The organism is Egibacteraceae bacterium (assembly GCA_035540635.1).
In the GTDB taxonomy this organism is placed as follows: Bacteria; Actinomycetota; Nitriliruptoria; order Euzebyales; family Egibacteraceae; genus DATLGH01.
This window is the reverse complement of the sequence record DATLGH010000054.1, coordinates 1-26,948: the sequence shown is the minus strand read 5'-3', so window position 1 is coordinate 26,948 and position 26,948 is coordinate 1. Positions and strand designations below refer to the sequence as shown.

Below are 26,948 nucleotides of genomic sequence, written 5' to 3'. Positions count from 1 at the left end.
AGCTCCAGCGCGGTGGGCTCATCGCCGGGCAGGTGGTCCTCGAAGCCGTCGTCCTCCTCCCGGCCCTGCTCCGAGCCGCGGATAATGGCCTGCTCGGGATCGGCGCCGTGGCCGAGCATGATGTCGAGGAGGTCGTCGTCGGGCCGACCGATGATGTGGGCGCTCATGGGCAGATTCCTTCCCCAGGCCGGCACTTCCTAGACGCCCACGGCGACGAGGACGGGTAGATCAGGGCAACGTTAGGAGTTCCCCGGAACCCCCAGGGTCACCGCTAGCCACCGGAACGCCGAGCCACCCCAAGGGGTCGGCAACATGCCGGAGCCGGGGCCTCCTACGGTTATATTCCCCCCGCAGTCGAGCGGCACGGGAGAGCTCGGCAGCTACGGAGGGTGACGCGTGCCGCAGCCGTCGACCTCCCCCCTACCCGGCTTGTACCGCACTCGTGGCGTGACGCGAGGGTGGTTGGGCCGCAGTACCGGCCGTGCGATATCCGGGATCTCCGAACTTGCGGTATGGAGCTCCGATCGTCGGATATCTCAACCCTTGCGTGCCACCTACCGGCCACGCGCGATGCTTGCTGGCCCCGGTAGAAGCGGATCGAGCAAACCCACAAGGTGATTGTGGCCACGCAGGGTAGGCCGAGCATTCCACCTGTTTATGGTTCAGCTATGAAGACCGACCGTGGAGACAGCTCTGCGATCCTGCACCAGTCCGAACTGGGTCGATGGGAGCGGGCGTGGCAGCGGCCGAGCCCACCCTTGCGTGGTTTGGTCGACGGCTACCACGGCTACCGCCAACGTCTGGCGGTTCCGGCGACCCATCGAGGGGTTCCCTCGGCGGTGCTGCCCCTGGTGGTCAGCTTCGGTCCGGTCCAGACCATCACTCCCTCCCACCGTCGCGACGCTGCAGTCGCAGTCAGTTCGTTCCTCTCTGGCCTTCACGATGAGCACGTTCTCATCGAGGCGCAGGAGCACCATGGCATCCAGATCGACCTCGGACCGGTCGCGGGTTTTCGTCTGCTGGGCCCCTTGCGTGACTTCACCGGACTGACCGTGCCGCTGGCTGCTGTGTTCGGCGCGGATGCCGAACGGCTCGTGGACGATCTGGCGTGCGCGCCCGACTGGCCGTCACGATTCCGGCGGCTCGATCGCGAACTGACTCGGCGGCTCGCCTCGGGCATGCGTCCCGATCCAGCGGTCGAGCACGCGTGGCGACGCATCGTGGCCTTGCGTGGGCGCGTCAGCGTGACATCGCTCGCGCATGAGGTCGGCTGGAGCTCGCGACGCCTACGAGCACGCTTCGGGGAGCAACTGGGACTGTCTCCCAAGCGTCTGGCCTTGCTGGCCCGCTTCGGGCATGCCGCGCAACTCCTCAGCCGACCCGACCCGCCCGGTCTGGCACAGATCGCCTCCTCAGCGGGCTACTACGACCAAGCGCACCTGACGAACGCCGTTCGGGCCTTCAGCGGGCTGACCCCCCGACAGCTTGCTGCCGCCCACCTGCCCGATGCGGGCGGGGTGTTCGATCTCCATCAGGCCTGAGCGCTGACGGGCCGTTTCTTCCAAGACGGCCGGCGCCGCCCGCCGTAGCGTCGGTGCCATACGCGACCTTCAAAGGAGATGAACTTTGCCGGAATCCGTGATCGCTACGCCTTCCTACGACGACGTCCGTCAGGCCGTGCAGTTCCTCGTAGCCGCGTTCGGCTTCGAACGCCACGCCCAGTACGAGGACGCCGACGGCGAACTCGTCCACGTCGAACTGACCCTTGGCGGCGCCATGGTCATGCCGGCCATCGCCGGGCAGGGCGAGTACGGCCAACTGATGTCGACCGTGGCGGACGCGGGCAAGCCCACCTGCGGCTTCTACGTCGTGATCCAAGACGTCGCCGCCCACCACCGGCGTGCACGCGAGGCTGGTGCACAGATCATCACCGATCCCAGACGCCGCGACCACGGCGGCGAGGAGTACACCTGCCGTGACCCGGGCGATCACGTGTGGACGTTCGGAAGCTACGACCCGTGGTCGGTCACCGGGCACTGAGAACCGAGCCCCCAATGTGGAGGTCGCCATGCCAACCTTCGACGATGTGCGACGCATCGGTGGTGCGTTCCCTGAGGTGGTGGAGGCCCCGTCGTATCGCGGCATGCCGGCGCTCAAGGTCAGGAAGATGCCGTTCTGCCGGCTGTGGAGCGAGAGCGAACATCAACGCGACGGGGTGCACGGAACGCAGGTTCTGGTGGTGTTCTGCGACCTGGAACAGAAGGACCTCCTCAATCGACGCCTCGGAAGGTGCCTTGTTCAGCACACCCCACTACGGCGGGCATCCGGCCATGTTGGTCCGCCTACAGGACATCACACTCGACCATCTCACCGAGGTGCTTGAGGACAGCTACCGCAGCCGAGCGCCCGCGAAGCTCGTCGCGGCGTGGGAGATGACACGGTAAGCGCCGCAGCGCGGCGACGATGCAGGGTCATCGGAAGAGAATCGGAGACACGTTTGCTCTCGCCTATCAGGAGTTGCCTATGTCCATCCGCCGGGTCGTGCCCAACATCCGATCAGAGGCCATGGAGGACAGCCGGGACTTCTACGGCCTCCTGGGCCTTGAGGAGGTCATGGACCATGGCTGGGTCATGACGCTCGCCTCCCCTTCCAACCCCACGGCGCAAGTCACGTTCATGAGCCACGACAAGACCGCGCCGGTCGTGCCCGACATGAGCGTTGAGGTGGACGATGTGGACGCCGCCTATGCAGTGATGCAAGAGAGCGGCGCGGAGGTCGTCCACCCCTTGGAGGATGAGGAGTGGGGAGTGCGACGGTTCTTCGTCCGTGACCCCAACGGTCGGGTGGTCAACGTGCTGAGCCACCGATGACACGCCGCCGTCCCGCGGGTCAGCGGCCCGAGGGCGGTGGCCGCACCCTGCCTCATCACTGGGAGACCCGCCGGTGTCGATGTCTAGACGAAAGCTGCTCGTCCGTGTCACCTGGGCGGCGAGCTTGCCGCAGCAACGCTACCCCGTAGCTCCGACCTCACCGGTCGCTGAGAGTTCCCCAACCTCGGCCAGAGCTCACCGGACGGCTTCATTCGTGTGGCTTTGGTCCGTACAGGTCGTCGTAGGCTTCCTGTGCAGTGTCGGACTGGCGGCTGCCCTGAGCGACCCCCCAGGCGCGGGTGAGTCGATCGATCGCAATGGTGGTCCAGCCCTGACCGTCCTCCCCGCTGAGATGGATCAGCAGCGTGTAGGCGTCGTGCTCGACGCGCAGCCGGTGCGGCGGGTTGGTGTGCTCGTGAAGGTGGCGGGCCATCTTGTCCGGCGGCGCATCGGGGGCGACGAAGGACGTCCAGCGCCTCCCACCCGTCGGCGGCCTCGGGGGCCTATCCGCTTGCTGCATCGTCAAGCATCACTCCCGGTTTGGCGACGGTGTTCCAGTTGCGAAAGGTCGTCACCGGCGCGGGTGGGCGGCGGCTCAGGGCGTTCATCAGCAGGCCGTCCCGCACGCCCCGGGGGACCACACGTGCAGCTCCCTCGGCCGGGCGACCAGCTGCTCCGGCGCGACGGCCGCTGGCAGCACCGCAGGGTCGTGCGGTTCAGAGCAGAAGACAACGAAGTGCTTGCTACCGTCGGTGGCCACATCGCCCAAGGGGTTGTCCGCCACGAGGCCCCGCCACGCGGCCTCATCACGAACCAGGACCGCCACGTCCAGCCCGAAGCCAGAGACCAGAACCTGACCGACCGCGCTCTGAGCCTGGGCTGCCGAGCCGTCGTGGTCAACGATGACGTTGCCGCTTTGCAACAGCGTGCGGACGTGGAGAAAGCCGGCCTTCTCCAAAGCCGCCTTGAGCGGTCCCATCTTGATCCGGTTGCGAGGACCCGCATTGACGCCGCGAAGCAAGACCACGAATCGCACCGACCGCTCCCTCTCCTACGAGGCATCGACCAGCGCCTCGACCACTCCACGACATCCTACGGAAGAACAGCCTGGATCGAGCGGTCAGGAGCAAGAGAACGGCGTGAGACACCGCCCTGCTCCTCGTGGTGGCGTGTGAGGACGGCCTGGCGCCTCATCGGCTCCGGTGCACGATGTCCCACGTGGGCGGCGTCCGCCCATGGCCGGGCCCGCCTCCTCCTGGCGGCCCCAAGCGCTCCGGCTCAGTGGTGCTGCGCCCGATGCGCGCCCAAGAGTCGAGGCCGAAAATCTGCGGTCGGGCCACACGCTTCCGAGGGACCAGTGCACCAGGGCCAGCCGGCACCGTCAACACTTGGGCGGTTGACCCGCTCGACGCCCTGGCCGATTTCGGGCGAGGAGGAGGACCTGTGGTTTCACGTCGACGGCGCGTACGGAGCGCTGGCGGCCGGGACGGCGCTGGTCGGTGACGCGTTCCGCGGGCTGGACCGCGCCGACTCCGTCGCCCTCGACCCGCACAAGTGGCTGTTCGTGCCCTTCGACGCCGACTGCGTGCTGGTCCGCGACGCCGAGCGCCTGCGGGCCGCCTTCAGCCTGGTGCCGGCCTACCTGCCAGGACGGTGAGCGGCACGACGCCATGGACTACGGCGAGCTGTCCGCCGCGCCCGTGCGCTCAAGGTCTGGACGACGTTCCTGGCCTACGGCCCCGACGCCCTGATCGACGCCATCGAGCACACCGTCCGCACGATGCGCCACCTGGCCGACCTCGTCGAGCAGGTCGACGACCTGGAGCTCGCCGCGCCCGTGCCGCTGTCGGTCGTGTGCTTCCGCTACCGGCCCGCCGGCGCGGAGGACGAGACCGTCGACCGGCTCAACCGCGCCCTGCCGGCCGCCATCCAGCGCGACGGGCGGGTGTTCATCGCCGGCACCACCGTGCGCGGGCGTGCGGCCCTGCGCGCCTGCTCGGTCAACCACCGGCTGGAGCGGTCCCACGTCGAGCTGGCGGTCGAGGTCGTTCGCGAGCTGGGCGCCCGGGTTCAGGGAGCACGCACCGCCTATTGACTCCGCCGCCGGCGCGGCGTTCACTGGAGGTGGTCACGGGGGAACCGGCGGGACGCGGCAGGGGCGCACCATGTCACATGTTCAAGGCATCAGGCCGGGGATGCTGCTGCTGGTCGTGGCGACGCTGCTCGCCACGGTCCTGCTCGCACCGGCGGCGGCTCAGGAGATCGGCTGCGGGAGCCAGATCACGCAGGACACCACGCTGCGGCACGACATCGGGCCGTGTGAGAACTACGGGCTGATCGTCACCGCCGACGACGTCACGCTCGACCTCAACGGCTACACGATCTTCGGCACCGAGGACGTCGGTGACGGCGCCGGCATCCACGTGCTCGACGTCATCGGCGTGAAGGTGATGAACGGCACCGTGCGCGACTTCGACGGCGGCGTGGTTATCCAGGGCGGGGGCAACCACCACGTCACCGGCATCGTCGCCCGCGACAACATCGGCCAGTCCGAGGGGCACCCGCCCGCACCCGGGACGCTTTACGGCGACGGCATCGCGGTGCTCGGCTCCAGCGACAACCGCATCGCCCACAACGTCACGGTCAACAACGGGCCGTTCGCCGGCATCGGCCTGTACGCCCGTCCGGACTCGGACCACCCGTCGTTCACCGCCGCGCCGGCGGCACGCAACGCGGTGATGCACAACGTGGTGGAGGATAACCGGTTCTGCCGGGTGAACCGGGTCACCGGAGCGCGGTTCTGCGACAACATCGGCGTGCGCCTGGAGCCCGGCGTGGGGCCCGACAACGCGGTCATGTCCAACGTGATCCGCGGCAACGGCCTGGACGGGCTGTCACTGTTCGCCGACACCGACCGCAACGCCGTCATGCGCAACCTGGTCGAGAACAACGGCTTCTGGGGGCAGGTGCCCGGCGACGGCATCCGCGTGTTCGGCAGCCGCAACGCCATCCACCACAACCAGGTGGTCGACAACCGCGCCGCCGGGATCAGCGTGGGCCGGCGCACCGGCTTCCCCCTCGGGACGTTGCCGGTCCACGGACCCACCGGCAACCCGCGGGGCGTGCTCAATGACCTCGTCCGCAACACCGGCAGCGGCAACGGGATGTTCGACTTCTGGGACGGCAACCCCGGCTGCGACCAGAACACCTGGCGTCGCAACACCGGCACCGGCAACCAGGACTGCGTAACGAGGCGGTGAGCTCGACGGGATCGACGGACGGAGGGACGCAGGTGCTATGACTCGCACCGTACCGGCGCGCCGGGTTGCCACGTCCGCGGGCCTGCAGGTCGCGGCCATGCTGGTCGGCCCCGCACCGTCCGTGACGGCGGCCCCACGCGCCAGCCAGCCTGTGCCAGGCCAGTTCGTCGTCACGCTGGGCGACGGGGATCGATGCCGACGCGGTGGCCGGCGAGTACGCGGCTGAGGCGACTGCGGGCCTTCCGGGGCGGGCTTGTACCGCACTCGTGACTGCATGAGGGTGGTTGGGCCGCAGTACCGGCCGTGCGACGCGCACCTCATGCCAACCCGGCATGGTCGCGCTCGACGAGGGCTCGGAGTGACATTGGGCCGCGTTCGGCCGCCGACCGCTATCCGGGTTGCGGACACGCTGGTCGACCTCGCGTAGCCGTGGTTTCGTGCGGGCCGCTGACGATCGACTCGCTCACAACTTCACGGGGATGTTCGAGGCCGGACTTGCCGCCGAAGGCCTTGTAGATGCTCTCGACCGACACGCCGGACTCGCCGGCGACCGCAGCGACCGTGGTGCCCCCGTAGCCCCGGTCAAGGAACAGGCGTTCCGCGGTGTCTAGGAGGCCGCTGATGGCGATTCCACCCGGGCGGCAGCGCCCAGGTGAAATGACCGTCGCTCGTCACGGGGACCGTCGCCCACACCGGCTGACCTCACACCGGCGCTTGCAGGAGGGTGTGCAGGAGCACACACGCCCACAAGTCCCTGCGCAGCGCGTACAGCCCGGATAGTGCCAGAGCGCCGGCGAAGTTCGGATAACTGATCGGCGCCTGGAAGACGTGGTAGGCAGTGAACAACAGCCCGGCCCACACCCACGTCGACGAACCGAGAAACGACAGCTTGTTCTGCAGATAACCGCGAAACCACAGCTCCTCGCCCATGATGTTCGCGACCAGCGCAAAGGCGGCGGCGGGTCGTGGGATCTGCTCAAACGCGGCGTAGGCCTGGAAGTGCCAAGGCGGAAGGGCGAGCCAGGGGACCTTACCCACCCCAACCGCGATGAGCTCGCGTATCCCGTCGAAGGGAAACACCACGAGCACGCCCCAGGCCGCCACTGCCATGACCAGCGCGACGGGATCGAAGCTCGTCAGACCGAGGCAGCGCATCGCCGCCCGCACCCGCAACCCATCCCAGTGCCGGGCGAGAAGAAACGTCCCACCAGTCAGGGCAGCGAGCATGATCGCGCCGGTCATGATGACAACGATCTGCACCGTCGAGCTGCTCAGCCCAAGCAGGCGCATCAACGGCATTCGGGCGTGGCGCAACAGAAGCGCCGCGACAATCCCTGGCGCGACGTGCAACGCGAGAACGGCGGCCTTGCCCCCCTTCGATCTGGGCGCGGCGAAGCACTCGCCGTTGCCGAGCTGTTGCCGGCACCGCTTGGACCCGCGACGCCAGAGACGCAGAAGGACACGCATCTGCCCAGTGTTCCCGCTTCACGAGGTCCCGCAGCTGGCGCGCATCCACCGCCGCCGGGTTTTCCACCGCCCACGGGCGGGTGGTTGAAGAATGAGGCAGTAAGCGGCCCTTCATCAACCACCCGCCCGTGGCAGCGCGTAGGTATCCCCGGTACCCCGCCGGCTGAGGCCTCAGGTCCCAGCCCCCGAGGGTGGGATGCATTCAAAGCCCCACGCCGGCCTCCGAGAGCGGCGGAACTCTACGGTTGCCTCCACGCAGTCGAGCGAGGACGGGAGGGCGCGGCAGCTACGGAGCGTGACGTGTCCCGCCGCCGTCGACCTCCGCCCTACCCGGCTTGTACCGCACTCGTGGCGTGACGCGAGGGTGGTTGGGCCGCAGTACCGGCCGTGCGATAGCCGGGACCTCCGACGGTTTGCGCGTGGAGGACCATCGTCGCGGGGACCACCGTCGTCGCCCGGCGATTTCGAGCATGCCGCCGGCAGCGTCCGGGGGTCCGGGGGCGTCCGGAACGCCGACTACATCTCGCCATAGCCCTGTGCGTAACGGCATGACGACCGTGACCAGGAAGACGACGAGGAGCGCGTTTGTGGCCCCAGACAGGCCGAAGGCAAGGGTCCACCTGCCTCGGCCGGTCATTTCGCAGTCCATCAGATGGACGAATCCGGAGTGTTCCATTCCAGTATGACGCGCCCCCGGGAACGCCCGGAATCGCAGGTACCGTCGCGTCGGTCGAGCTCGCTGGTTGCGTGGTAGCGCCCACTTCGCCACGCGGCTTTCAGGGTCCCCCAGACGAGCCGCCCGTCGGGGCCGGCCCACGTCTCTGTCGTCCTTGACGAGAACCGATGCGTAGTCGACGATTTGGCGGTGGGCGCGGCCTGACGCCCAGTTCGGCAGTCCGGATCCCGGTTGTGGGCTCTGAGCGAAGGGGGCGTACTCCCGGGTCACACATCGGTTTCTCAGGTTGTGCCGAGTCTGTTCCGGGGCTGGCTCGGGCGCGGCCGGGGATGAGGACCGATGCCCAAAGACAAGGACTCAAGCGGGTGGTCCGCGCTCGCATGGCCGCCACCGGTGAGCGCTACACCGCCGCCCGAGCGCAGGTAGAGCGACGGGTTGCTGCCAGCGCAGGGTCGCCCGACGAACGGCCGCTGCTGCCGGATGCCGTGCCGCTGGACGCTGCGTTCTTCCAGGACTGGCCCCGGACGCGTCCCTATCCCGAGGCTGCCCGACGTGATGGCCGGCGAGCCCGCGGGCGTCAGGAGAGTGTGGGATCCGCCTGCGCCGGAGTCTCTTGGTCCCCGCTGGGAGCTGACCGTTGCCGCCGGTGGTGTGCTTGGGATCCTGGACCCGCCGGTGCTGGAGCTGGGCGCTGTCGCCTCGCTCGGTCGCGTGCTGGGGGGTGCGGGCTACGTCGAGGTCGGTGTGGAAGTGCCGCTGGACCCACCGGAAGACAGCATTCCCGATGTCCTCCAGCTCACCGACGAGGAGAGCGCAGCGGCGTTGCAGCACCTCCAGGCAGCTTACGACCAGCTGCGCGGAGCGCTCGGCCAGCATTTCGGGATACGGGTCCCCCAGCCGGCCAGCAGCTTCCTGATCGACCGGCCCCGACGCCGCGCCGGTGAGCTGGTGATGTGCGGGCGGAGTACGGCGACGATCCTGCCAGGGGTAGCCGGTGTGGGGGTCGAGCGCTTCGACCCGTCGAGGCAACCCGGAACCCGCCGCGAGCTTCTTCTCCGAGCGCGACGATGACGACGTAACGCTCAACAATCCATTGGGACCGCCTCGCCGGGGACCGGTCGAAGTGAGGAAGGCGGCCCTCGAAGCAGGCGCGAACTTCCAGGAGGGCGGCCCTGTCCGCTTCGAAGAGGTGTCGAGCCGATTCGAGGAAGTGTCGCGATACGCCACCCCCGATCTCGCCTACGTCGTCCAGGTGGAGCGGCATGAGGGGCGACTGGCCGGCAGCGGCGACAAGGTCGCCATATCGCTGCGGGTCACTATGATCTTCCGACCTGAGGACGGCACGTGGAAGATCGTGCACCGCCACGCCGACCCAATCACGACCCCTCGCCCGGTAAGCACGGCGATCGAGCCGTAACTACTCTCGACCCGAGAAGCCGCAGGGACTACCAGGCACACAAGCCGTCGGACCAGGCACGCGTCCCGCTCCCGAGAGGCTGACGCACGCAGCCGGGACGCGTACCAACAGCGCTCCGCGGTCCGAGGGGCCGGAGCCTTGGGCGGGGTAGTTGGATGCAGGTAACGGACGATCCGACCGCGGGACAGAATGGGGGCATGCTTCCCGTCGTCCCATGCCCGGTTCTGGTGGGGCGGGCCGCGGAGGTTGATGCCTTGGCGGCGGCCCTCGAGTCGGCGTGCGCCGGGCGTGGTGGTTTGGTGTTTGTGGTTGGTGAGGCGGGCATCGGCAAGTCGCGGTTGGTGCACGAGATCGTGTCGATGGCGACGTCCCGAGGCGTGCTGGTGCTGCGCGGGCGTGCCGTGCCGGGGTCCAGCGCAACGGCCTTTCGGCCGCTGACCGAAGCGTTGGCCGCGGTCGTTCCCGAAGCGGTATCGGCTGGGGGCGACCTTGAGATGTGGTTGCCGGTGCTGGCCGCTGTCGTGCCGACCGTGGGATCAGCGGGTGCGCCTGTCGAGGCAAGCGCGCCGGTTCGGGGTGAGGCGGTGCTGCGTCTGCTGCGGTCCGTGGCCCAACCCCGGGGCGGACTGCTCGTGCTCGAAGATCTCCACTGGGCGGACCCCGAGACGATCGCGGTCGTGGAGCATCTCAGTGACCATCTCGGGCGGGCTCCGGTGCTGTGCGTGTCCACCGTGCGCTCCGACGAGCACAGCCCGGCGCGCGACCTCGTGCGGCGAGTGGCGGCGAGGCGGACGGCTCCGGTGGTGGAGCTCGGCCGTCTCAACGATGCCCAGGTCGCGGCGATGGTCTACGGCTGCACCGGCGGTGTCGGCGCAGGCGAGGTGGACCGGGTCGTCGGGCTCGCCGACGGCGTACCGTTTCTCGTGGAGGAGATGCTCGTCACATCCGGCTTGCCCCCATCGTTCGCCGATGCCGTGCAGGCACGCCTGCTCCTGCTGCCTGAGGCCGACCGCCGGCTGCTGGTGACGGCGGCCGCGTTCGGTCGCAATTTCGACTGGCGCCTGCTGGGCGCGGCCACCGGGCTGCCCGAGGCCGAGGTTGTCGAGGCGCTCGAGCGCGGCGTGGCGGCTCAGCTCGTGGCCGTGGACGGTGACGGGTTCCGGTTCCGCCACGCGCTCACCGCCGAGGCGGTCTTCCATTCCGCCGTCCCCCCACGCCGCGCGTCGGCGGCGTCCGCAGTCCTCGCGGCCCTGGACGCCGCGGGCGGACAGCAAGGTGGGGAACACCGGGATGTCGCTGCCCGCCTGGCCGAGCGTGCGGGGCACACCGAGCGGGCCGGCCGGTTGTACCTGGCGTCCGGCGAGGACGCGCTGGAGCGCGGAGCGCTGCAGACCGCGGTCGTCGGCCTCGACCGGGCAGCCAAGCTGCTGCCGGCCGGGGAGGCCCGGGACCTCGCGCGCGAACGGCTGGTCGACGCGCTGGCGCTGGCCGGCCGGTTCGACGACGCCGTCGTGATCGGGCAGGACCTCGTCGCCCGGTTGCCGGCGGCACGAGCGGCCGCCGTCCACCTGCGCCTTGCCGGCGCGGCGACCACCGCTGCCCGCTGGGAGGGGGCCACCGAGCAGCTGGCTGCGGCGCGGCCGCTCCTCGCGAACGGTGGTTCGCCAGCGCTGCAGGCCGAGTTCGCCCTGCGCGAGGGCGAACTGGCCATCGGCGTCGGCGACGGCGCACGTGCGGAGGAGCAGGCCCGAGCCGCGCTCGACCTGGCGCGCCGAGCCACGCTGCCCGAGGTCGAATGCGGGGCGCTGCAGCTGTTGGGGCGGTGCGCGCGCCGCTCGTCGCTCCAGCGCGCCGAAGCCTGGTTCCGTGAGGCGCTGGCCGCTGCGGAGGCCCACGGCCTGGCGCTGCGGCGATTGCAAGCCTTGCACGAGATCGGCACGATTGGGCTGCTCGACCGTTCCGACGTGCGCGTGCTGGCCGAAGCGCAAGCGCTGGCCGAATCCCTCGGTGCGATGGCCACCGCCGCGATCCTCGACATCGAGCTAGCCGCCGGCTACGACGCACTCCACGACCTGGACGGCGAGCGACGACACGGGCTCGAGGCAGTGCGACGGGGCACCGAGCTCGGGCTCGACCTCGTCGTCGCCTACGGCTGGGAGCACGTGGCCGGGGCGGCGGCGCTCATCGGAGACCCCGAGCAGCGCGAGACGGCCGCCGCCGCGGCCCGCGCCGCCGCACCGGGCAACCGCGACATCGACGGCCTGCTCGTCGGCGCCTGCGACCTGGTCGCTGCACTGCTCGCGAACGACACCGGGCAGGCACTGGCCGCGGCCGAGCGCTGCACCACGCTGCTGCGCGGCTCGGAGACGGCGCCGCCGGCGGCTTTCCGGGCGGCGTGGCCGCTGCTGCTGGCCGTTCATCACCGGCCAGAGGCGACGGCGGCGGTGGCGGAAATGGAACAGGCTGGCGTGGCGGTGAGCCGGGCCGGACGCGGGTGCCTCACCATGGCGCAAGCGGTCATCGCCGGCTGGAGCGAACACGACCGGGCCGCGGCCCTGGCCTTCGAAGCGGACCAGCAACTCGCCAACGTCCCGCTGTGGCGGTGCGTCGCGCGGCGGCTCGCCGCCGAGGCGGCGGCCGCCGACGGCTGGACCATCCCCGACGGGTGGCTGACCGACGCGGAGGGCTGGTTCCGACGGCACGGCTACAAGCCACCCGCGGACGCGTGCCGTGCCCTGCGGCGCAGGTACCCGGCGACGATGCCGCCGGCGTGGAACCGCCTGGGCGTCACCCGCCGCGAGGCCGACGTGCTGGCGCTCGTCATCGAAGGGTGCTCCAACCGTGAGATCGCCGACCAGCTGTACCTGTCGGTCCGCACGGTCGAGAAGCACGTCGAGTCCCTGCTGCGCAAGACCGAGACCAAGACCCGCACGCAGCTGGCCCGCGTCACCGCCGCTACGTAGCCTGCGTCTGCGGCCCAATTACGTGATCCCACCGAAGCGCGCCAGCGCCTGCTCGGCGCACGATCGCCTCACCACCGACCCAGGGAGGCGACCATGGGGTCAGCGCACGCGCAGGGGCCGCTGTGGGGCGCGGCCGCCGAGGAATTCGCCGAGCTCCTCGAACCCACCGCAACCCCCATCTACGAGGCCGCGTTCGATGGAATCGGCGTGACCACCGCGACCCGGCTGCTCGACGTCGGCTGCGGAGCCGGGCTGGCGCTCCAGCTCGCGCACAAGCGCGGCGCGGCCGTCACCGGGCTCGACGCATCCGAGCAGCTGCTCGCCGTGGCGCGCTCGCGGCTCCCCGACGCCGACCTCCGGCAGGGCGACGTCGAGGAGCTGCCGTATGCGAGCGGTTCCTTCGACGCCGTCACGGCGTTCAACTCCGTGCAGTACGCCACCGATCCGGTTCAGGCTTTGCGCGAGGTCAAACGGGTGGCGTTTCCGAGAGCCCCAGTCGCCGTCGCGACCTGGGGCGACCCCGAGCGCTGCCAGGCGCGGGCGATCATCGCGGCCATCGGCGGGCTGCTGCCGCCCCCGCCGCCGGGTGCGGGTGGCCCCTTCGCGCTCGCCGCGCCCGGCGCGCTCGAGGCGCTCGTCGAGTCCGCCACCCTCACCGTCGAGCGGGCGCTGGAGGTGCCGACCCCGTTCACGTGGCCTGACGTGGGCACGGCCGTGCGCGCCAACCTGTCGCCGGGCCCGGCCCGCGCGGCGATCAACCACTCCGGCATCGACCGCGTCCGCGACGCCCTCACCGCCGTCTTCGAGGCGTGCACGGGACCCGACGGCTCGGTGCGCCTCGACAACGTCTTCCGCGTCGTCGTCGCCCACGCCTGACAGGGGAAGGAGGTCCCCAGATGAACAGTGACTACGACGCCATCGTGGTGGGTGCACGATGCGCCGGTTCCCCCACGGCGATGCTGCTGGCACAACACGGCTACCACGTCCTGGTGGTGGACCGCGCGACCTTCCCCAGCGACACCGTCTCCACGCTCGTCATCCACGCTCCCGGAGTCGCCGCCCTGCAGCGGTGGGGGCTGCTCGACGCGGTGCGGACCACCGGCTGCCCGCCGCTGGAGCGCTACACATTCGACTTCGGCCCGGTGGTCATCACTGGCACCCAGCACCCTTGCGATGGGATCTCGACCGCCTACGCGCCCCGCCGAACGGTGCTGGACAAGATCCTGCTCGACGCCGCCGCGCAGGCTGGAGCAGACGTCCGCGAAGGGTTCACGATCGAGGACACGCTCGTCGAGGACGGCGCCGTCGTCGGCATCCGCGGCCACGGCCGCGACGGCCGTCCCCTGACCGAACGCGCGCGCGTCGTCATCGGAGCCGACGGCAGAGGGTCGGTGGTCGCCCGCTCCGTGGGAGTCCAGCGGTACCACCAGAAGCCCGTCCTGCAACTCGCCTTCTACACCTACTGGAGCGGACTGCCCGTGGACGGACTGGTCACCATCATCCGCGGCGACCGTGCCCTCGCGGCCATCCCGACCAACGACGACCTCACCCTCGTGCTGGTCGGCTGCCCGCACGCCCAGGTAGGGGACTTCCGCCGCGACGTCGAATCCAGCTACCAGGCTGCGCTCAACCGCGCGCCCGAGTTCGCCAGAAGGGTCCGCGCCGCCACCCGCGAGGAGCGGATCATCGCCGGCGGCGTCCCGAACTTCTTTCGCAAGCCCTTCGGTCCCGGCTGGGTGCTGGTCGGTGACGCCGGCTACACCAAGGACCCCGTGACCGCCCAGGGCATCACCGACGCATTCTGTGGCGCCGAGCAGTGCGTGACGGCGCTCGACGACGTCTTCCAGGGCCGCCGGTCGTTCGAGGAGGCGATGGGCGAGTATCAGCAGCGCCGCGACCTGTACGCCCTGCCGAACTACGAGCTCACCACGCAGTTGGCCACCCTCGAGCCGCCTCCCCCGGAGCTGCAGCAGCTCCTGGGCGCCATCCAGGGCAAGCAAGACGCCATGGACGCATTCTTGAGCGTCATCGCCGGCACGCTTTCCCCACCCGCGTTCTTCGACCCGAACAACGTGGCGAAACTCCTCGGCGCAGCTGCCTAAACTAAAGGAACCTGAAGAGCAGTCCTCGTCCTCGTGTTGGCTCAACACACCAAGCACCCCCCGGGACGTCGGAGGCGGTGGGGACGGGGAATGCGGCCCCGGCCCGAGTGGCGTACTGCGGAAGAACCCCCGTTAAACCGCCACGGCCCAACCGCCGTAGGACGGCGCTCGCGCTCGCGCCGGCCCTTCACCTAGCGTGACACTTCCGCGCCCTTCAGTCAGGAGCCGAACGGCTCCTTGGCGAGGGCCATGCAAGGGTTCCAATATCTCCGGTACTCCGGTGGAGACTGGGGTGACCGGGCGGCACTGGTCATCCTGCTCGCAGGTGGCGGGCTAGCAGCTTGGCGATGTCGGCGACGGGCAGGGCGCCGGAGCCCTGACTCGCCAGACGCTTGCGGATGGCCTTGCCCCAGCCGACCCACACACCGTCGACCGCGAACGGTGAGGGGAACAGCCCGAATTCGGCGTTGATGAACACCAGCGCGCCCCGCACGGGCAGCTCAGCAAGGCCGTGCTCGGCGGCGAAGGGTGCAAGCACCTGTCGGACGACCTCGACTTGCCGGTGGACGCCTTCGACAAACTTCATCTGGTTGCGCCCACCCACGAACAGGTCAGGAGAGCGGCGGGAGAACACGCCCTGCCCGCGCGTTTCGACCCGGCCGCCCTTGTAGCGCTTGGCGTCCAGGACCCATACGCCCTGGCCGGTGACGGCCAGGTGGTCGATGTTGGCCGCCGACCGCGGCAGTTTGCGGTCGTGCAGCACCTTGAGGTGGTCCCCGGCGATGCCCGACAGGCACCGGCCGAAGTCCTCCTCGCCGACCGCGCCGGTCTGCCAGGCGCGCACATGGGCCGGATCGTCGCGCAACGCCAAGATCAGCCCGCCCAGACGAGGATGAGCGGTGCGCACGCGGGTGTGGTGGCGTTGGCGGCGCGTGTCGTGCTCTCGACGGGCGCCGCCACCGGCGACACCGAGGCTGTGCACCGTGTCCAGGGTCACGCACTCCAGGCACAACATCGCCCTGCCGGTGGGGGCGAACAGCGCATCGCTGCCGCGGCGCAGCCGGCGGCCGCAATCGTCACAGGCGCCGCTTCGCGGCAGTTCGCCCTGGACGAGTTCAACGGTGGCATCCTCCGTCGACGGCGAATGACCCGGCAGCGGCGTCTCCACGGGCTGCGGCGCCGCGCCCGCCTGAGCGGCCGCCTCGGCCTCCGGCCCGCACGACAGGCATCGCACGGTCTTGACGGCGCGCAGATAGTGCGCGGTCTCTCCCGCGCTCACCGTCCCGCCACAGCCCGCGCAGGTCCCGTCGTAGCGCAACCGCATCGTCTTGACCGGTGACGGCGTGCTCAAGACTTCCCCTCCCCAGTCCGCAGAGCATGCCATAGGCCCGACCCCCCCAGGTCGGTGGCTCCCGGATGCTTGTTGGTGCCCCCGGCCAAGTTGCGGGAGTCGGGTAAGGCACTGGGTCGGTGCGGGCCTTGCTCGGCTGTAGGTGGGTAGTGCACCAGCCAGTCGCTTTCCCTTCCGGCTTCGGCGTTGGCCACCGTGGCCGGGTCCGTTTCGTGTCCAGCCCCTCCCCTTCGACTATGGTCAGCTGGCGTGGGTGATGACTTCGTGGTCCAAGCGGTCGCCGAGGCGGTCGGCTTCGGTGTCGAGGTCGTACTGGGTCTGCAGGTTGAGCCAGAAGCGCGCCGTCGTGTCGAAGTAGCGGGCGAGTCGCAGGGCGGTGTCTGCGGTCACGGCTCGCTTAGACCCCACCGGGCCGGCGGGGCCGGCGCCTGGTACGCGTCACTGAGCGAGGGCGGCGGTCGCCGAGCGCTCGCGCGTGCATCGGCCACCCGGCCGGATGCTCGACGTGCTCACGCGCATCCGCGTGCCCGACGCTTGTCATCGACACGATCGGCCCGCTGTACGAGGCCTGGCGGCCCTGGGGCGCAGACTGCGCCGCCGCTGACGGAAGACCACAAGCCAGCGGCACAGGACTCGTGTGGCACACATGACCCACGATCCGACCCGGGTCGGGCCGGGCGCCCGCCAGGAGGGTTGCCGGGGCGCACTCCTGGAAAGGTCGTCCTCAACGACAGGCGCGGAAGGGGGTGTTCCACAGTGGCAAACAAGCTGGCGAACGCATCGTCGCCGTACCTGCGGCAGCACGCCGACAACCCAGTCGACTGGTACGAGTGGGGCGACGAGGCGTTCGAGGAAGCACGGCGTCGAGACGTCCCCGTCTTCCTCTCCGTCGGGTACTCCAGCTGCCACTGGTGCCACGTCATGGCGCACGAGTCCTTCGAGGACGACGAGGTCGCCGCCGTGCTCAACGACCGGTTCGTCCCGGTCAAGGTCGACCGGGAGGAGCGCCCCGACGTCGACAGCGTCTACATGGAAGCGGTGCAGGCGATGACCGGCCACGGCGGCTGGCCGATGAGCGTGTTCCTCACCCCTGACGGGGCGCCCTTCTTCGGCGGCACCTACTGGCCGCGCGAGAACCGTCAGGGGATGCCCGGCTTCCTGCGCGTGCTCGACGCGGTGAGCGACGCATGGACCGGCCAGCGCGACCAGGTAGTCGAGTCGGGACGGCGGATCACCGCGCATATCCGCAGCGCCCAGCAGGTGGACGCCGCCGACGGCGCGGTCGACCCGCAGCTGCCGGAGGAGGCCGCGGTCCGCTGCGTCCAGGCGTGGGACACCCAGCACGGGGGCTTCGGTCGCGCGCCGAAGTTCCCCCAGGCGATGACCATCGACTTCCTGCTCGCCCACTTCCTCCGCCTGCGGCGGCTCGGCGACCCGCGCGCGGACGGGGTGCTGCGGGCGGCCACCCACAGCCTCGAGCGGATGTCGCGCGGCGGCATCTACGACCACGTCGCCGGAGGGTTCGCCCGCTACTCCGTCGACGAGGTCTGGCTCGTGCCGCACTTCGAGAAGATGCTCTACGACAACGCGCTGCTGCTCCGCGCCTACACGCACGCCTGGCAGGTCACCGGCGAGCCCCGGTTCCGCCGTGTGGCCACGGAGACGGCCGACTACCTCCTGCGCGAGATGCGCCAGGAGGCCGGCGGGTTCTCCTCGGCGACGGACGCGGACTCGGAGGGCATCGAGGGCAAGTTCTTCGTCTGGTCGAAGGCTGAGTTCACCGAGGTCGTCGCGGCCACCGGTGAGGACCCCGAGGAGTGGGCCGCGTTCTTCGGCGTCACCGAGGAGGGCAACTTCTCCGACCCCCACCACCCCGAGTTCGGCCGGCACACCATCCTCCACGAGCCGCGCCCCCGCGACGAGCGCGACGAGGCGTTCGCCGGACGGCTCGCCAAGGTCCGCCAGGCTCTCTACGACCGGCGGGAGACCCGCGTGCACCCGGGCCTCGACGACAAGGTCCTCACGAGCTGGAACGCGCTGGCGCTCGGCGCCCTCGCCGAGGCGGGCGCCGTCCTTGACCGTGGCGACTACGTCGACGCGGCCCGTTCGTGCGCGGCCTTCCTGCGCGGAGAGCTCCTCCGCGGCGCCCCGCTCCACCACACCTGGAAGGAGGGGCACGGGGCGAGCGTGCCGGCCTTCCTGGAAGACGTCGCCTACCTCGCCCAGGCGCTGCTCGTCCTCTACGAGGCCGACCCCGACCCCGACTGGTTCAACTGGGCGCGGCGGCTGGCGGCCGACGCGGACGCGCGCTTCGCCGACGGCGACACGGGCACGTACTTCTCGACCTCCGAGGACACCGGTGAGCTGCCGGCGCGACCCAAGGACCTGTGGGACAACGCGACGCCGGCGGGCTCGAGCGTCATGGCCGACGTCCACCTGCGTCTCGCGGCGTTCACCGGCAACAGCGAGCACGCCGACCGGGCGGAGCGGATCCTCGCCGCCCTCGGGCCCCGTGCCCGCCAGGCGCCCACCGGGTTCGGCGAGCTGCTGCGGGCAGCCGAGCGCCTGGCAGCGGGTCCCGAGGAGGTGGCGATCGTCGGGACGCCGACCGCCGAGGACACCCGCGCGCTCGTCGGCGTCTACCGGGAGGGCTGGCGCCCGGGCAGCGTCCTGGCCGTCGGGGACAGCGACGGCGACACCCATGCCGTGCCGCTGCTGCACGGGCGGGCGCGGCTCGACGGGCGGGCGGCGGCCTACGTGTGCCGCAACTTCGCCTGCGCACGGCCGGTGGCCAAACCCGAGGCGCTGCGGCAACTGCTCGCGGGCCGGGAGGGCCACGCCCCGGAGTAGGTTGGCGTCGCCCGCCGGGTCAGGCCGCTCGACATCGCGACGCTGTGGTCGGTCCTCGACCGCGCCCCGGTGGTGTCGCAGCGTTTCGCTACGCTCGGCGGCCATGACGGCGACCACCCTCCCGCAGCGGTAGGACCCACCGGTGACCGACCCCCTGCTCGACGGCTTGAACCCCGCGCAGCGCGAGGCCGCCGAGGCGGTCCGCGGACCCGTGTGCATCCTCGCCGGGGCGGGGTCGGGCAAGACCCGCACCATCACCCACCGCATCGCCCATCAGGTCGCCAGCGGGGTCGCCCGCCCGCACGAGATCCTCGCGGTCACGTTCACCGACCGTGCGGCCACCGAGCTGCGCGAGCGGCTGCGCGCCCTCGGCATGCCCGCCCCCGTGCGCGCGGCGACCTTCCACGCCGCCGCCTGGGCGCAGCTGCGCTACTTCTGGCCCCGGTTCGCCGCTGCGCCGCTGCCTGAGGTGCTGCCGCACAAGGTGCGCCTGCTCGTGCCCGACGCCCGCCGGCTGCGGGTCGAGGCCCGCGACCTCGCCGCGGAGATCGAGTGGGCGAAGGCCCGGCGCATCGGACCTGACGCCTACGCCGAACACGCGGCCGACCGCGACGGCCCGCTGCCCGCGGAGGCGATGGCGGAGGTCTACGCCGCCTACGAGGCGGTAAAGACGCGGCGCAACCTCATCGACTACGAGGACATGCTACTGCTCGCCACCGCCCTGCTCACCGAGCACACGGAGGTGGCCGCCGAGGTCCGCGGGCGCTACCGCTACGTGACCGTCGACGAGTTCCAGGACGTCAACCCCGCGCAGTGGGCACTGCTGCGGGCCTGGCTCGGGGACTCCGACGACCTCTGCGTCGTCGGTGACGACGACCAGACCATCTACAGCTTCACCGGCGCCTCCTCGGCCTACCTCACGCGGTTCCGCACGCACTTCCCCGACGCCCGGGTCGTCACCCTCACCGAGAGCTACCGGTCGACTCCCGAGGTGCTCGCGCTGGCCAACGGGCTGCTGCCGCGCAAGCGCAGCGGGCGGCGCGAGCCGCTCGTGACCCGCCTGCCGCCCGGCCCGTCGCCGACGTTCACCGAGTTCGCCGACGCCGAGGGCGAGGTGCGCGGCGTCGTCGACGCCGTCGTCCGGCTCGTCGACGCCGGCACCCCACCGGGCGAGATCGCCGTCTGCTACCGGGTCAACAGCCAGTCGGAGGCGTTCGAGGGAGCGCTGCGCGACGCCTGCGTCCCCTGCGTGGTCCGCGGCGAGGCGGGCTTCTTCGCCCGCGACGAGATCCGCCAGGCCCTGCGGGTGCTCCGCGCCGAGACCGGCGACGCCCCCCCGCGGGATGCGCCCCCGCCGGCGGGCGCCGAACCCACCGGCCCGCCCCGCGCCGACCGCGCGGTGGAGCGGGTCCTGCGCAACCGCCTGGCCTTCAACCCCCGCCAGGAGCCCCCCGGCGAGGCCGCGCGGGAGCGCTGGCGCAACCTGTCGGCACTGCTGGAGATCGCCACGCTCGCCGTCCAGGCACGCCCGGACGTGACCTACGACGAGGTGGTGGCCGACCTCGAGGCCCGCGCCGAACGCGGCTTCGAGGCGCCGACCCAGGACGGTGCCGTCACGCTGCTCACCCTGCACAAGGCGAAGGGCCTGGAGTTCGACGCGGTCTTCCTCGTCGCCCTCGAGGAGGGGATGGTGCCGATCTCCCACGCCCGCAACGACGGGGAGATCACCGAGGAGCGCCGGCTGCTCTACGTCGGCGTCACGCGGGCGCGCCGCCACCTGTGGCTGTCGTGGGCACGGTCGCGCCCCGGCTACGCCGGCAAGCCGATGCCCCGGCGCCCGTCGCGGTTCCTCTACGGCCTCGGCCCCGGGGCCCCGCAGCGGTCCGCCGCCGCGCCGGGCGCGCGCTCGGCGGGCACCCCGCGGGGTGCACCGAGGGACGGCGACCCGCTCGCGGCAGCCCTGCGCGAGTGGCGGCGGCAGCGCGCGCAGCAGGACGGCCAGCCGGCGTTCGTGGTCTTCGGCGACCGCACGCTCGACGCGCTCGTCAGCCGCCGCCCGACCTCGCCGGAGGAGCTGCTCGGGGTGCACGGCCTCGGACCGGCCAAGGTGCGCCGCTACGGCGACGAGCTCCTGCGGGTGCTGCGCGAGGAGGGCTGAGGCGCATGGAGCGAAGCGACGCGTTGTTCACCGACCTCTACGAGCTCACGATGATGGCGGGCTACCACGCGGAGGGGCGCGCCGATCAGCCGGCGACCTTCGACCTGTTCTTCCGCAAGCCGCCCGCCGGCGTCGATGTCGTCGTCGCCGCCGGCCTCGACCCGGTGCTCGACTACCTCGAGAACCTTCGTTTCACCGACGACGACCTGCGCTACCTCGACGGTCTCGGCCTTTTTCGGGGCGCGTTCCTCGACCTTCTCGCAGCTCTGCGCTTCACCGGTGACGTGTGGGCGGTTCCCGAGGGCCTCCCGGTGTTCGGCGAGGAGCCGATCTTGCGGGTCACCGCGCCGCTCGTGCAGGCGCAGCTCGTCGAGACCGCCCTGCTCAACCGCATCTGCTACGCGTCGCTCGTCGCGAGCAACGCTGCGCAGATCGTCACCGCCGCCCGCGGCAAGGCCGTGCTCGAGTTCGGCGCCCGCCGCGCCCACGGCCCCGACGGCGCGATCACCGGTGGCCGGGCGGCGCTGATCGGCGGCTGCGCCGCCACGAGCAACGTCGCGGTCGGTCAGCGCTTCGCCGCGCCGCTGTCGGGGACCATGGCGCACTCATGGGTGATGAGCTACGACCGCGAGCTCGACGCCTTCCGCGCCTACGCCCGGGCGTTCCCCGACACCTGCGTGCTGCTCGTCGACACCTACGACACGCTCGCCGTCGGGCTGCCGAACGCGATCACCGTCGCCGGGGAGCTCGCCGAGCGGGGCCACGAGCTGTCGGGGGTGCGGCTGGACTCCGGCGACCTCGGTCTGCTCGCGCGGGAAGCCCGCCGCATGCTCGACGACGCCGGTTTCCCCAAGGTTCGGGTGCTCGCCTCGGGCGACCTCGACGCGCCGCGGATCGCCGCTCTCGAGGAGGAAGGCGCGCCCATCGACGGTTACGGCGTCGGCACCTCGCTCCTGACCGCCCGCCACGATCCGGCGTTCGGTGGCGTCTACAAGCTCGCCGACGTCGACGGGGAGCCGGTGCTCAAGGTCAGCGGCAGCCCCGAGAAGACCACGAGCCCCGGATGCAAGCAGGTGTGGCGGCAGCCGCACGGCGACGTCATCGGGCTGGCCGACGACGACCTCGACGGCCAGCCGCTGCTCGTCCCCGCCATGCGCGACGGCCGGCGCGAGGTCGGCCCCGTCCCCATCGACGCGCTGCGCGAGCGCTGCCGCGCGGCGGTGGCCGACATCCGCCCGCTGGTGCTGGCCGGGGCGTGGACCGTGCGCCGCAGCGCACGCCTCGAGGACCTCCGCGCGCGGATGATCGCCCGGCTGCGCGCCGACGCCTGCTGAGCGCACTGGAGCGGAGCGCCATCCGCCCCGACCATGACGAAGGACCGCGCCCAAGACAGGCGCGGCCCCTCGTAGCTGCGGTGTGGCCTTTAGGAATCCAGCGGGTCACCCTCGAGCGGGTCGGTGCCCGTGTCCGTGCCGGTGTCGGTGCCGGTGCCGGTGCCCGCGTCGTCGCCTCCACCGTTGCAGGCCACGCCTGCAACGGCCAGGAGACCGGCGAGCAGACCGATCACGAGATTCTTGCGCAGCTTCATCATGAGAGTGAGCTCCTTTGTCAACTGGACGAATCGGGTGGCATCACGGACGTTGGCCCGCACACGTATCCTGCTACCCGAGTAGGAGGTAGTCAAACGCGCTGGGCGGTCCACGTCAACCATCCCGGGGACGGGCGCGACCCTACAGCGCGTCGCCCTCACTCGTCGCCTGCCCGCCACGACGGAACCGCAAACCCCCCGTTGCCGGCACCATCTCCATGAAACCGGCGCCCGCGAGGGCCCGCAACTCGGCCCGCGCGCTCGCCCGGCTTGCCCCGGCGCGGTCGGCGTAGTCGGCGACGGTCAGCGCGGCTCCCGGCGCGAGCTCGGCGGCGATCGCCAGGGCACGCGCCGGGAGCGCGCATGCCGGGCGTGGAGCGACCGCATCGGCGGCGGCGGCGAGTCCCGCGACCACCGCCTCGGCGGCGCGCTCCAGCCAGCGTCCGAGGTCGTCGCGGCGCCGGATGGTCGCGGCGACCTCGCTGTGGTACGCGAGCGGGTCCGCCGCGGGCAGCCGCTCGGCGACGGCGAGGCCATCGGGGTCGACGCCGCGGGCGCGCAGCACGAGCCGCGACGCCGCCCGCGCGAGCCGCCCGTTGGCCGCCTCGTACGGCTGCCACTGCAGGATGCGCTCGTGCACGACGCCTGCGACGACGAGGGCCGGCTTCGCCCCGCCCGGCCCGGTCAGCCAGGTGGCGAGCTCGTCGAGGAGCGCGTCGATGCGCGCGGGCGGCGCGGGATGGTAGATGACGCGCCCCTGCGCGCCCTCGTGGACCGCGAGCTCGGTCCGCCGGGCATGCCCGGCGAGCGCGGGATCGACGAGGCCGCGACACAGCACCGCGTGGAGGTCGGCAAGGGCCCTGCGCGGGTCGTCGAAGATGCCGGGGGCCACCGCGGACTCCACGTCGAAGGCTGCCAGGAGGTTGGCGTACTCGAGCGCCGCCACCTCCTGTGTCGCCGCCTCGTCGATCTTGAGCGTGCGGGCCCAGCCGGCGGTCACCCGTGCGGCGGGGGAGACGCTGCCGGCCTGCTGCGGGCTCGGGGGCAGCCCGCGGGACTCGCGCTCGTCGACTTTGTCGGCGGTCGCGTCGGTCAGCGGGCTCGCGTCGAGGCGGGCCGACAACCGCGCGTACTCCCGGCGGGCCGCGGCGGCATGGGCCTGGCGGGCGGCGGGATCCGCCGCCGCCAGCCGGGCAGCCGCCGCCCCCGCGTCCGCCACGAGGGACACGAGGTGGTCGCTGTAGGAGAACCGCACCGGTCAGAACCTCCCCGGGCGTTCCCTCACGCGACCGCCACATCCCGCACGGGGGGTGACCGCCTCCACTGCCGCTCCAGCGATCCACGAGTCAGCGCCGCCCTGCGGCGCTCACCGCGGTGGGCGAGGAGCTCCTCGACGACCTCGGGGGCCAGGCGCAGGAAGATGTCGGCCTCACGTCCGGCAACGAGCTCGAGGATGCGGTCGCGGTGCTGCGCCGACTTCTCGTCGGAGGCGCCGAAGAGCCGGAACAGCAAACCGCCCAGCCCGTCGCCCACCGGCCTCCCCAGTGGGTACAGACCCCCTCGGAAGCACGCCTTCGCGAAGGCGTACGTGCTGCAGCCGCACATCAGGGTGCGGCCGAGATCGAAGGAGGCCGCCGCGGTCGCCATGAGGCGTTGCTCCTTGTCGCTGTGTCGGTCGCGGAGGACACGGCCTTTCTACCCGCCGGTCCCGCGGCGCGCCGACGGGGTGCGCGGCCGCGCTCATGCGGCGTGCGCGGCGGCTGCCCCATTCGCCGCTGCCCGGGCCGGACAGGCCGCCGCCCGTGTGCACCAACCGCACGCCGGCCCGGCGACGAGTCGTAGCGCTCGGTCGGGCGGGCGGGCGTAGGCGAGCCGCGCGGCCCGCTCCGCCTTCACCGCGACGTCGGCCACCGCGCTCGCGAGCAGGTCGTCATCGACGTCGACGGCGTCCCAGTCACCCTCGTCGAGGTAGTAGGTCGCGACCTGGAAGGGCGAGACGCCGTACTTGACGGTCGCGAGGAGCGCGTAGAGCGCAAGATCGGCCCGATGGCGGGCGGGATGGCGGCCACCGGTCTTCAGGTCGATGACGAGCAGGCGCCGCCGGTCGAGGGTCGGCCGCCCGATCATGAGATCCGGCCGGCCGAGGAGCGTCAGACGTCCGTCGTGCAGACGCGCGCGCAGCGCCGGCTCGGTGCGCGGGTGCCACGAGGACGGCAACGGCGGGAACTGGTCGCGGAACTCCACGACGGTGCGCAGCGCGTCGGCGCGCAGCGCGTCGGCCTCGACCGGCGCCAGACCGGCGACGTAGTCGGCGGCGCGGTCCTCGGCGACGAAGCGCTCCCACGCCTGACCGAGCACGTCCGCCGGGGGCCGCACCCGCCCGCCCGCGGTGTCGATCTCGATCCCCGTGTGGGCGAGCGTGCCGCGCACGACCGCCGGCGAGAAGCGGAACGCCCCCTCCCGCTGGTCGACGAAGCGCCCGTCGCACCCGAGCGCGTCGAGGCGGCCCTTGCTGAGGTACAGCCCCCGGTCGCCGGGCGGCACGAGCGCCGCCGCACCGGCGGTGCGCGCGGTGAGGTCCGCCCGTAACCGCCTGGCCACCGTCGGGTCGCCGACGGGGCGGGGTCGGCGCACCGCGAGCAGCTCGTCGAGCACGCGGCGCTGCACGGGGTTGAGCTGCCTGACGTCGAGGTGGTCACCCATAGGTCCGAAGCGTAGAGAGGCCCTGCGACAGCCCGACGCCGCCGGCCCTCGCCCCCCGGCGCCCCGGCAGGCCCGGGCGCCGCCGGTCGCCGCCCTCGTCAGTCGGCGTCGGGGCGGGGGTCGTCGCGCTCGACGCGCACGACGTCGACGTCGACGACCGGGTCACCGGCGGGGCGCTGGCTGCGGCGCCGGCGCGGCGGGGAGAGGCCGAAGAGGGACCGCACCCGGCCCCGGATCCCCCGGTTGATGACACCGCGGGTCACGGGGACGACGAGGAAGAGCCCGAGCGCGTCGGTCATGAAGCCGGGGGTGAGCATGAGCGCACCGCCGAGGAGCACGAGCGCCCCGTCGACGACCTCCTCGGCCGGCATGCGCGCCTCCGCGAGCGCCTCGCGGACGCGCCGCCACGCCCGCAGCCCCTCGGCCTTCACGAGCGCCGCGCCGACGAGCGAGACCCCGATGAGCGCGGCCAGGGTCCACCCGACGCCGATGCGCTGGCCGACCTGGATGATGATCGCCAGCTCGATGATCGGGACGATCACGAACAGCAGGAACAGCAGCAGCGGCATGGCCTAGTCCCGCCCGGCGGCGGCCCGGCGCTGCCCGCTGATCACGAGGCCTTGCTCTTCTTGCGGCTCTTCGACTCCTCCACGGACTGCTTGAGCGCCTCCATGAGGTCGACGACGCCGGTCGGCTCGGCCTGCTCCTCGACGACCGTGACCTCCTGCCCCTCGACCTTGGCCGCCACCGCCTCCTCGACCTTCGCGCGGTACTCGTCGGTGTAGGCGGTCGGGTCGAAGTCCTCGGTGAGGTTCTCGATGAGGCTCTGGGCCATCTGCACCTCCTGCTTGCGCGGTTCGGGCAGCTCGTCGATGCCGACCTCGTCGAGGCTGAACTCGCGGATCTCGTCGGGCCAGTACATGGTCTCGAGCACGAAGACGTCGTCGCGCAGGCGCAGGGTGGCGAGGTGCTCCTTGTCGCGCAGGGTGATCTTGCACACGGCGACGGTGTCCTGGTCCTTCATGGCCTTGGCGAGAAGCCCGTAGGCCTTCGCGCCCGACGGCTCCGGCGCGAGGTAGTACGAGCGCTGGAAGTACAGCGGGTCGATCTGCTCGCGAGGGACGAACTGCATGATCTCGACCGTACGGCTCGACGCCGGCTTCAGCGCGTCGAGCTCCTCCTTGGTGAAGACCACGTAGCGGTCGCGCTCGTACTCGTAGCCCTTGACGATGTCGTCGTAGTCGACCTCGGCGCCGTCGGCCTTGGCGACCCGCTGGTAGCCGATGCGGCTGTGGTCGCTGGCCCGCAGCTGGTTGAACGACGGGGACCTGTCGTCGGTGGCTGCGTACAGGGCCACCGGCACGGTCACGAGCCCGAACGACAGCGAGCCCTTCCACAGTGTCCGCGGCATCTCGATCTCCCTCCGCGCCCCTGGTGGGGAAGCATGCGGGGCGCGTGCCGCCATCATCTACCCCCGGCGCGGCGCGCGCATCCCCCCCGTGGCCTGCGGGGATAGTGCACCGTCTTTGGCTACCGTCGACC

The 26,948-nt window shown here is 71.5% G+C and carries 25 protein-coding genes; 14 read left to right on the top strand and 11 right to left on the bottom strand.

All coding sequences use genetic code 11. The features are described from left to right. Positions 1 to 668: 668 nt before the first annotated feature. The 3 genes from VM324_09400 to VM324_09390 all read left to right on the top strand — a co-directional run bounded on the left by VM324_09400 (position 669) and on the right by VM324_09390 (position 2,871). A complete protein-coding gene (locus VM324_09400) occupies positions 669 to 1,541 on the top strand; it encodes an AraC family transcriptional regulator (GenBank protein ID HVL99490.1) in 873 nt (290 codons plus the stop codon). 85 nt (positions 1,542 to 1,626) lie between these two features. Further along, complete coding sequence (locus tag VM324_09395) at positions 1,627 to 2,040, top strand: VOC family protein (GenBank protein ID HVL99489.1); 414 nt, start codon at positions 1,627 to 1,629, stop codon at positions 2,038 to 2,040. A gap of 483 nt (positions 2,041 to 2,523) precedes the next feature. Beyond that, a complete protein-coding gene (locus tag VM324_09390) occupies positions 2,524 to 2,871 on the top strand; it encodes a VOC family protein (protein ID HVL99488.1) in 348 nt (115 codons plus the stop codon). A 208-nt stretch (positions 2,872 to 3,079) separates the two neighbouring features. On the opposite strand, the gene VM324_09385 is transcribed toward VM324_09390, so the two are convergent. Beyond that, positions 3,080 to 3,304 carry a hypothetical protein gene (locus VM324_09385; GenBank protein HVL99487.1) on the bottom strand — a complete coding sequence of 75 codons (225 nt, stop codon included), beginning with the start codon at positions 3,302 to 3,304 and terminating at the stop codon, positions 3,080 to 3,082. A gap of 174 nt (positions 3,305 to 3,478) precedes the next feature. After that, on the bottom strand, positions 3,479 to 3,907 hold the full coding sequence (locus VM324_09380; protein HVL99486.1) for a DUF1697 domain-containing protein: 429 nt from the start codon (positions 3,905 to 3,907) through the stop codon (positions 3,479 to 3,481). Positions 3,908 to 4,267: 360 nt separating this feature from the next. Between VM324_09380 and VM324_09375 the strand changes: the two genes are divergently transcribed. The 3 genes from VM324_09375 to VM324_09365 all read left to right on the top strand — a co-directional run bounded on the left by VM324_09375 (position 4,268) and on the right by VM324_09365 (position 6,131). Continuing rightward, positions 4,268 to 4,528, top strand: coding sequence for a pyridoxal-dependent decarboxylase (locus VM324_09375; GenBank protein HVL99485.1), 261 nt, complete (start codon positions 4,268 to 4,270; stop codon positions 4,526 to 4,528). Positions 4,529 to 4,651: 123 nt separating this feature from the next. Further along, entirely contained in the window at positions 4,652 to 4,966 is a 315-nt protein-coding gene (locus tag VM324_09370) for a hypothetical protein (protein ID HVL99484.1), read from the top strand. 100 nt (positions 4,967 to 5,066) lie between these two features. Further along, positions 5,067 to 6,131: a right-handed parallel beta-helix repeat-containing protein gene (locus VM324_09365; GenBank protein ID HVL99483.1), complete on the top strand. Its 1,065-nt coding sequence runs from the start codon at positions 5,067 to 5,069 to the stop codon at positions 6,129 to 6,131. Between the two features lie 702 nt (positions 6,132 to 6,833). On the opposite strand, the gene VM324_09360 is transcribed toward VM324_09365, so the two are convergent. Continuing rightward, on the bottom strand, positions 6,834 to 7,598 hold the full coding sequence (locus VM324_09360; protein HVL99482.1) for a CPBP family intramembrane glutamic endopeptidase: 765 nt from the start codon (positions 7,596 to 7,598) through the stop codon (positions 6,834 to 6,836). Between the two features lie 1,228 nt (positions 7,599 to 8,826). On the opposite strand from VM324_09360, the gene VM324_09355 reads away from it, so the two are divergent. The 5 genes from VM324_09355 to VM324_09335 all read left to right on the top strand — a co-directional run bounded on the left by VM324_09355 (position 8,827) and on the right by VM324_09335 (position 14,756). Further along, a complete protein-coding gene (locus VM324_09355) occupies positions 8,827 to 9,345 on the top strand; it encodes a hypothetical protein (GenBank protein HVL99481.1) in 519 nt (172 codons plus the stop codon). Continuing rightward, positions 9,269 to 9,691: a DUF4440 domain-containing protein gene (locus VM324_09350; protein HVL99480.1), complete on the top strand. Its 423-nt coding sequence runs from the start codon at positions 9,269 to 9,271 to the stop codon at positions 9,689 to 9,691. The genes VM324_09355 and VM324_09350 overlap by 77 nt, the downstream gene beginning before the upstream one ends. 155 nt (positions 9,692 to 9,846) lie before the next feature. Beyond that, positions 9,847 to 12,654 carry an AAA family ATPase gene (locus tag VM324_09345; protein HVL99479.1) on the top strand — a complete coding sequence of 936 codons (2,808 nt, stop codon included), beginning with the start codon at positions 9,847 to 9,849 and terminating at the stop codon, positions 12,652 to 12,654. Positions 12,655 to 12,747: 93 nt separating this feature from the next. After that, positions 12,748 to 13,530 carry a class I SAM-dependent methyltransferase gene (locus tag VM324_09340; GenBank protein ID HVL99478.1) on the top strand — a complete coding sequence of 261 codons (783 nt, stop codon included), beginning with the start codon at positions 12,748 to 12,750 and terminating at the stop codon, positions 13,528 to 13,530. 20 nt (positions 13,531 to 13,550) lie between these two features. Beyond that, entirely contained in the window at positions 13,551 to 14,756 is a 1,206-nt protein-coding gene (locus VM324_09335) for an NAD(P)/FAD-dependent oxidoreductase (GenBank protein ID HVL99477.1), read from the top strand. A 310-nt stretch (positions 14,757 to 15,066) separates the two neighbouring features. Here VM324_09335 and VM324_09330 read toward each other — a convergent pair whose 3' ends face one another. Together VM324_09330 and VM324_09325 are read right to left on the bottom strand one after the other, a co-directional pair. Further along, on the bottom strand, positions 15,067 to 16,107 hold the full coding sequence (locus tag VM324_09330) for an NERD domain-containing protein (GenBank protein ID HVL99476.1): 1,041 nt from the start codon (positions 16,105 to 16,107) through the stop codon (positions 15,067 to 15,069). 240 nt (positions 16,108 to 16,347) lie between these two features. Beyond that, positions 16,348 to 16,497 (bottom strand): hypothetical protein, encoded by a 150-nt coding sequence (locus tag VM324_09325; protein ID HVL99475.1) that lies wholly within the window; start codon positions 16,495 to 16,497, stop codon positions 16,348 to 16,350. A 366-nt stretch (positions 16,498 to 16,863) separates the two neighbouring features. Here VM324_09325 and VM324_09320 point away from each other — a divergent pair, with 366 nt between their 5' ends. The 3 genes from VM324_09320 to VM324_09310 all read left to right on the top strand — a co-directional run bounded on the left by VM324_09320 (position 16,864) and on the right by VM324_09310 (position 22,449). Further along, the gene (locus VM324_09320; protein ID HVL99474.1) at positions 16,864 to 18,957 is read left to right on the top strand and encodes a thioredoxin domain-containing protein; all 2,094 of its coding nucleotides are present in this window, start codon (positions 16,864 to 16,866) and stop codon (positions 18,955 to 18,957) included. A 142-nt stretch (positions 18,958 to 19,099) separates the two neighbouring features. Beyond that, on the top strand, positions 19,100 to 21,115 hold the full coding sequence (locus tag VM324_09315) for an ATP-dependent DNA helicase UvrD2 (GenBank protein ID HVL99473.1): 2,016 nt from the start codon (positions 19,100 to 19,102) through the stop codon (positions 21,113 to 21,115). Positions 21,116 to 21,120: 5 nt separating this feature from the next. Further along, on the top strand, positions 21,121 to 22,449 hold the full coding sequence (locus VM324_09310; GenBank protein HVL99472.1) for a nicotinate phosphoribosyltransferase: 1,329 nt from the start codon (positions 21,121 to 21,123) through the stop codon (positions 22,447 to 22,449). Between the two features lie 89 nt (positions 22,450 to 22,538). Here VM324_09310 and VM324_09305 read toward each other — a convergent pair whose 3' ends face one another. The 6 genes from VM324_09305 to VM324_09280 form a co-directional block, all read right to left on the bottom strand. Further along, a complete protein-coding gene (locus VM324_09305; protein ID HVL99471.1) occupies positions 22,539 to 22,706 on the bottom strand; it encodes a hypothetical protein in 168 nt (55 codons plus the stop codon). Positions 22,707 to 22,845: 139 nt separating this feature from the next. Then, positions 22,846 to 23,958, bottom strand: a complete 1,113-nt coding sequence (locus VM324_09300; GenBank protein HVL99470.1) for a Fic family protein — start codon at positions 23,956 to 23,958, stop codon at positions 22,846 to 22,848. Between the two features lie 26 nt (positions 23,959 to 23,984). Next, a complete protein-coding gene (locus VM324_09295; GenBank protein HVL99469.1) occupies positions 23,985 to 24,350 on the bottom strand; it encodes a hypothetical protein in 366 nt (121 codons plus the stop codon). A 93-nt stretch (positions 24,351 to 24,443) separates the two neighbouring features. Continuing rightward, positions 24,444 to 25,406, bottom strand: a complete 963-nt coding sequence (locus tag VM324_09290; GenBank protein ID HVL99468.1) for a PD-(D/E)XK nuclease family protein — start codon at positions 25,404 to 25,406, stop codon at positions 24,444 to 24,446. Between the two features lie 98 nt (positions 25,407 to 25,504). Further along, on the bottom strand, positions 25,505 to 25,975 hold the full coding sequence (locus VM324_09285) for an FxsA family protein (GenBank protein ID HVL99467.1): 471 nt from the start codon (positions 25,973 to 25,975) through the stop codon (positions 25,505 to 25,507). Between the two features lie 41 nt (positions 25,976 to 26,016). After that, positions 26,017 to 26,817 carry a Ku protein gene (locus VM324_09280; GenBank protein ID HVL99466.1) on the bottom strand — a complete coding sequence of 267 codons (801 nt, stop codon included), beginning with the start codon at positions 26,815 to 26,817 and terminating at the stop codon, positions 26,017 to 26,019. Positions 26,818 to 26,948 lie beyond the last annotated feature (131 nt).

What these genes read in the sequence shown, in the direction of transcription:
- VM324_09400 (HVL99490.1), top strand. Translation starts at nt 669, where the DNA reads ATGAAGACCGACCGTGGAGACAGCTCTGCGATCCTGCACCAGTCCGAA.
- VM324_09390 (HVL99488.1), top strand. Translation starts at nt 2,524, where the DNA reads ATGTCCATCCGCCGGGTCGTGCCCAACATCCGATCAGAGGCCATGGAG.
- VM324_09385 (HVL99487.1), bottom strand. Translation starts at nt 3,304, where the DNA reads ATGGCCCGCCACCTTCACGAGCACACCAACCCGCCGCACCGGCTGCGC.
- VM324_09370 (HVL99484.1), top strand. Translation starts at nt 4,652, where the DNA reads ATGCGCCACCTGGCCGACCTCGTCGAGCAGGTCGACGACCTGGAGCTC.
- VM324_09365 (HVL99483.1), top strand. Translation starts at nt 5,067, where the DNA reads ATGCTGCTGCTGGTCGTGGCGACGCTGCTCGCCACGGTCCTGCTCGCA.
- VM324_09360 (HVL99482.1), bottom strand. Translation starts at nt 7,598, where the DNA reads ATGCGTGTCCTTCTGCGTCTCTGGCGTCGCGGGTCCAAGCGGTGCCGG.
- VM324_09345 (HVL99479.1), top strand. Translation starts at nt 9,847, where the DNA reads ATGCAGGTAACGGACGATCCGACCGCGGGACAGAATGGGGGCATGCTT.
- VM324_09340 (HVL99478.1), top strand. Translation starts at nt 12,748, where the DNA reads ATGGGGTCAGCGCACGCGCAGGGGCCGCTGTGGGGCGCGGCCGCCGAG.
- VM324_09335 (HVL99477.1), top strand. Translation starts at nt 13,551, where the DNA reads ATGAACAGTGACTACGACGCCATCGTGGTGGGTGCACGATGCGCCGGT.
- VM324_09310 (HVL99472.1), top strand. Translation starts at nt 21,121, where the DNA reads ATGGAGCGAAGCGACGCGTTGTTCACCGACCTCTACGAGCTCACGATG.
- VM324_09305 (HVL99471.1), bottom strand. Translation starts at nt 22,706, where the DNA reads ATGATGAAGCTGCGCAAGAATCTCGTGATCGGTCTGCTCGCCGGTCTC.
- VM324_09295 (HVL99469.1), bottom strand. Translation starts at nt 24,350, where the DNA reads ATGGCGACCGCGGCGGCCTCCTTCGATCTCGGCCGCACCCTGATGTGC.
- VM324_09290 (HVL99468.1), bottom strand. Translation starts at nt 25,406, where the DNA reads ATGGGTGACCACCTCGACGTCAGGCAGCTCAACCCCGTGCAGCGCCGC.
- VM324_09285 (HVL99467.1), bottom strand. Translation starts at nt 25,975, where the DNA reads ATGCCGCTGCTGCTGTTCCTGCTGTTCGTGATCGTCCCGATCATCGAG.
- VM324_09280 (HVL99466.1), bottom strand. Translation starts at nt 26,817, where the DNA reads ATGCCGCGGACACTGTGGAAGGGCTCGCTGTCGTTCGGGCTCGTGACC.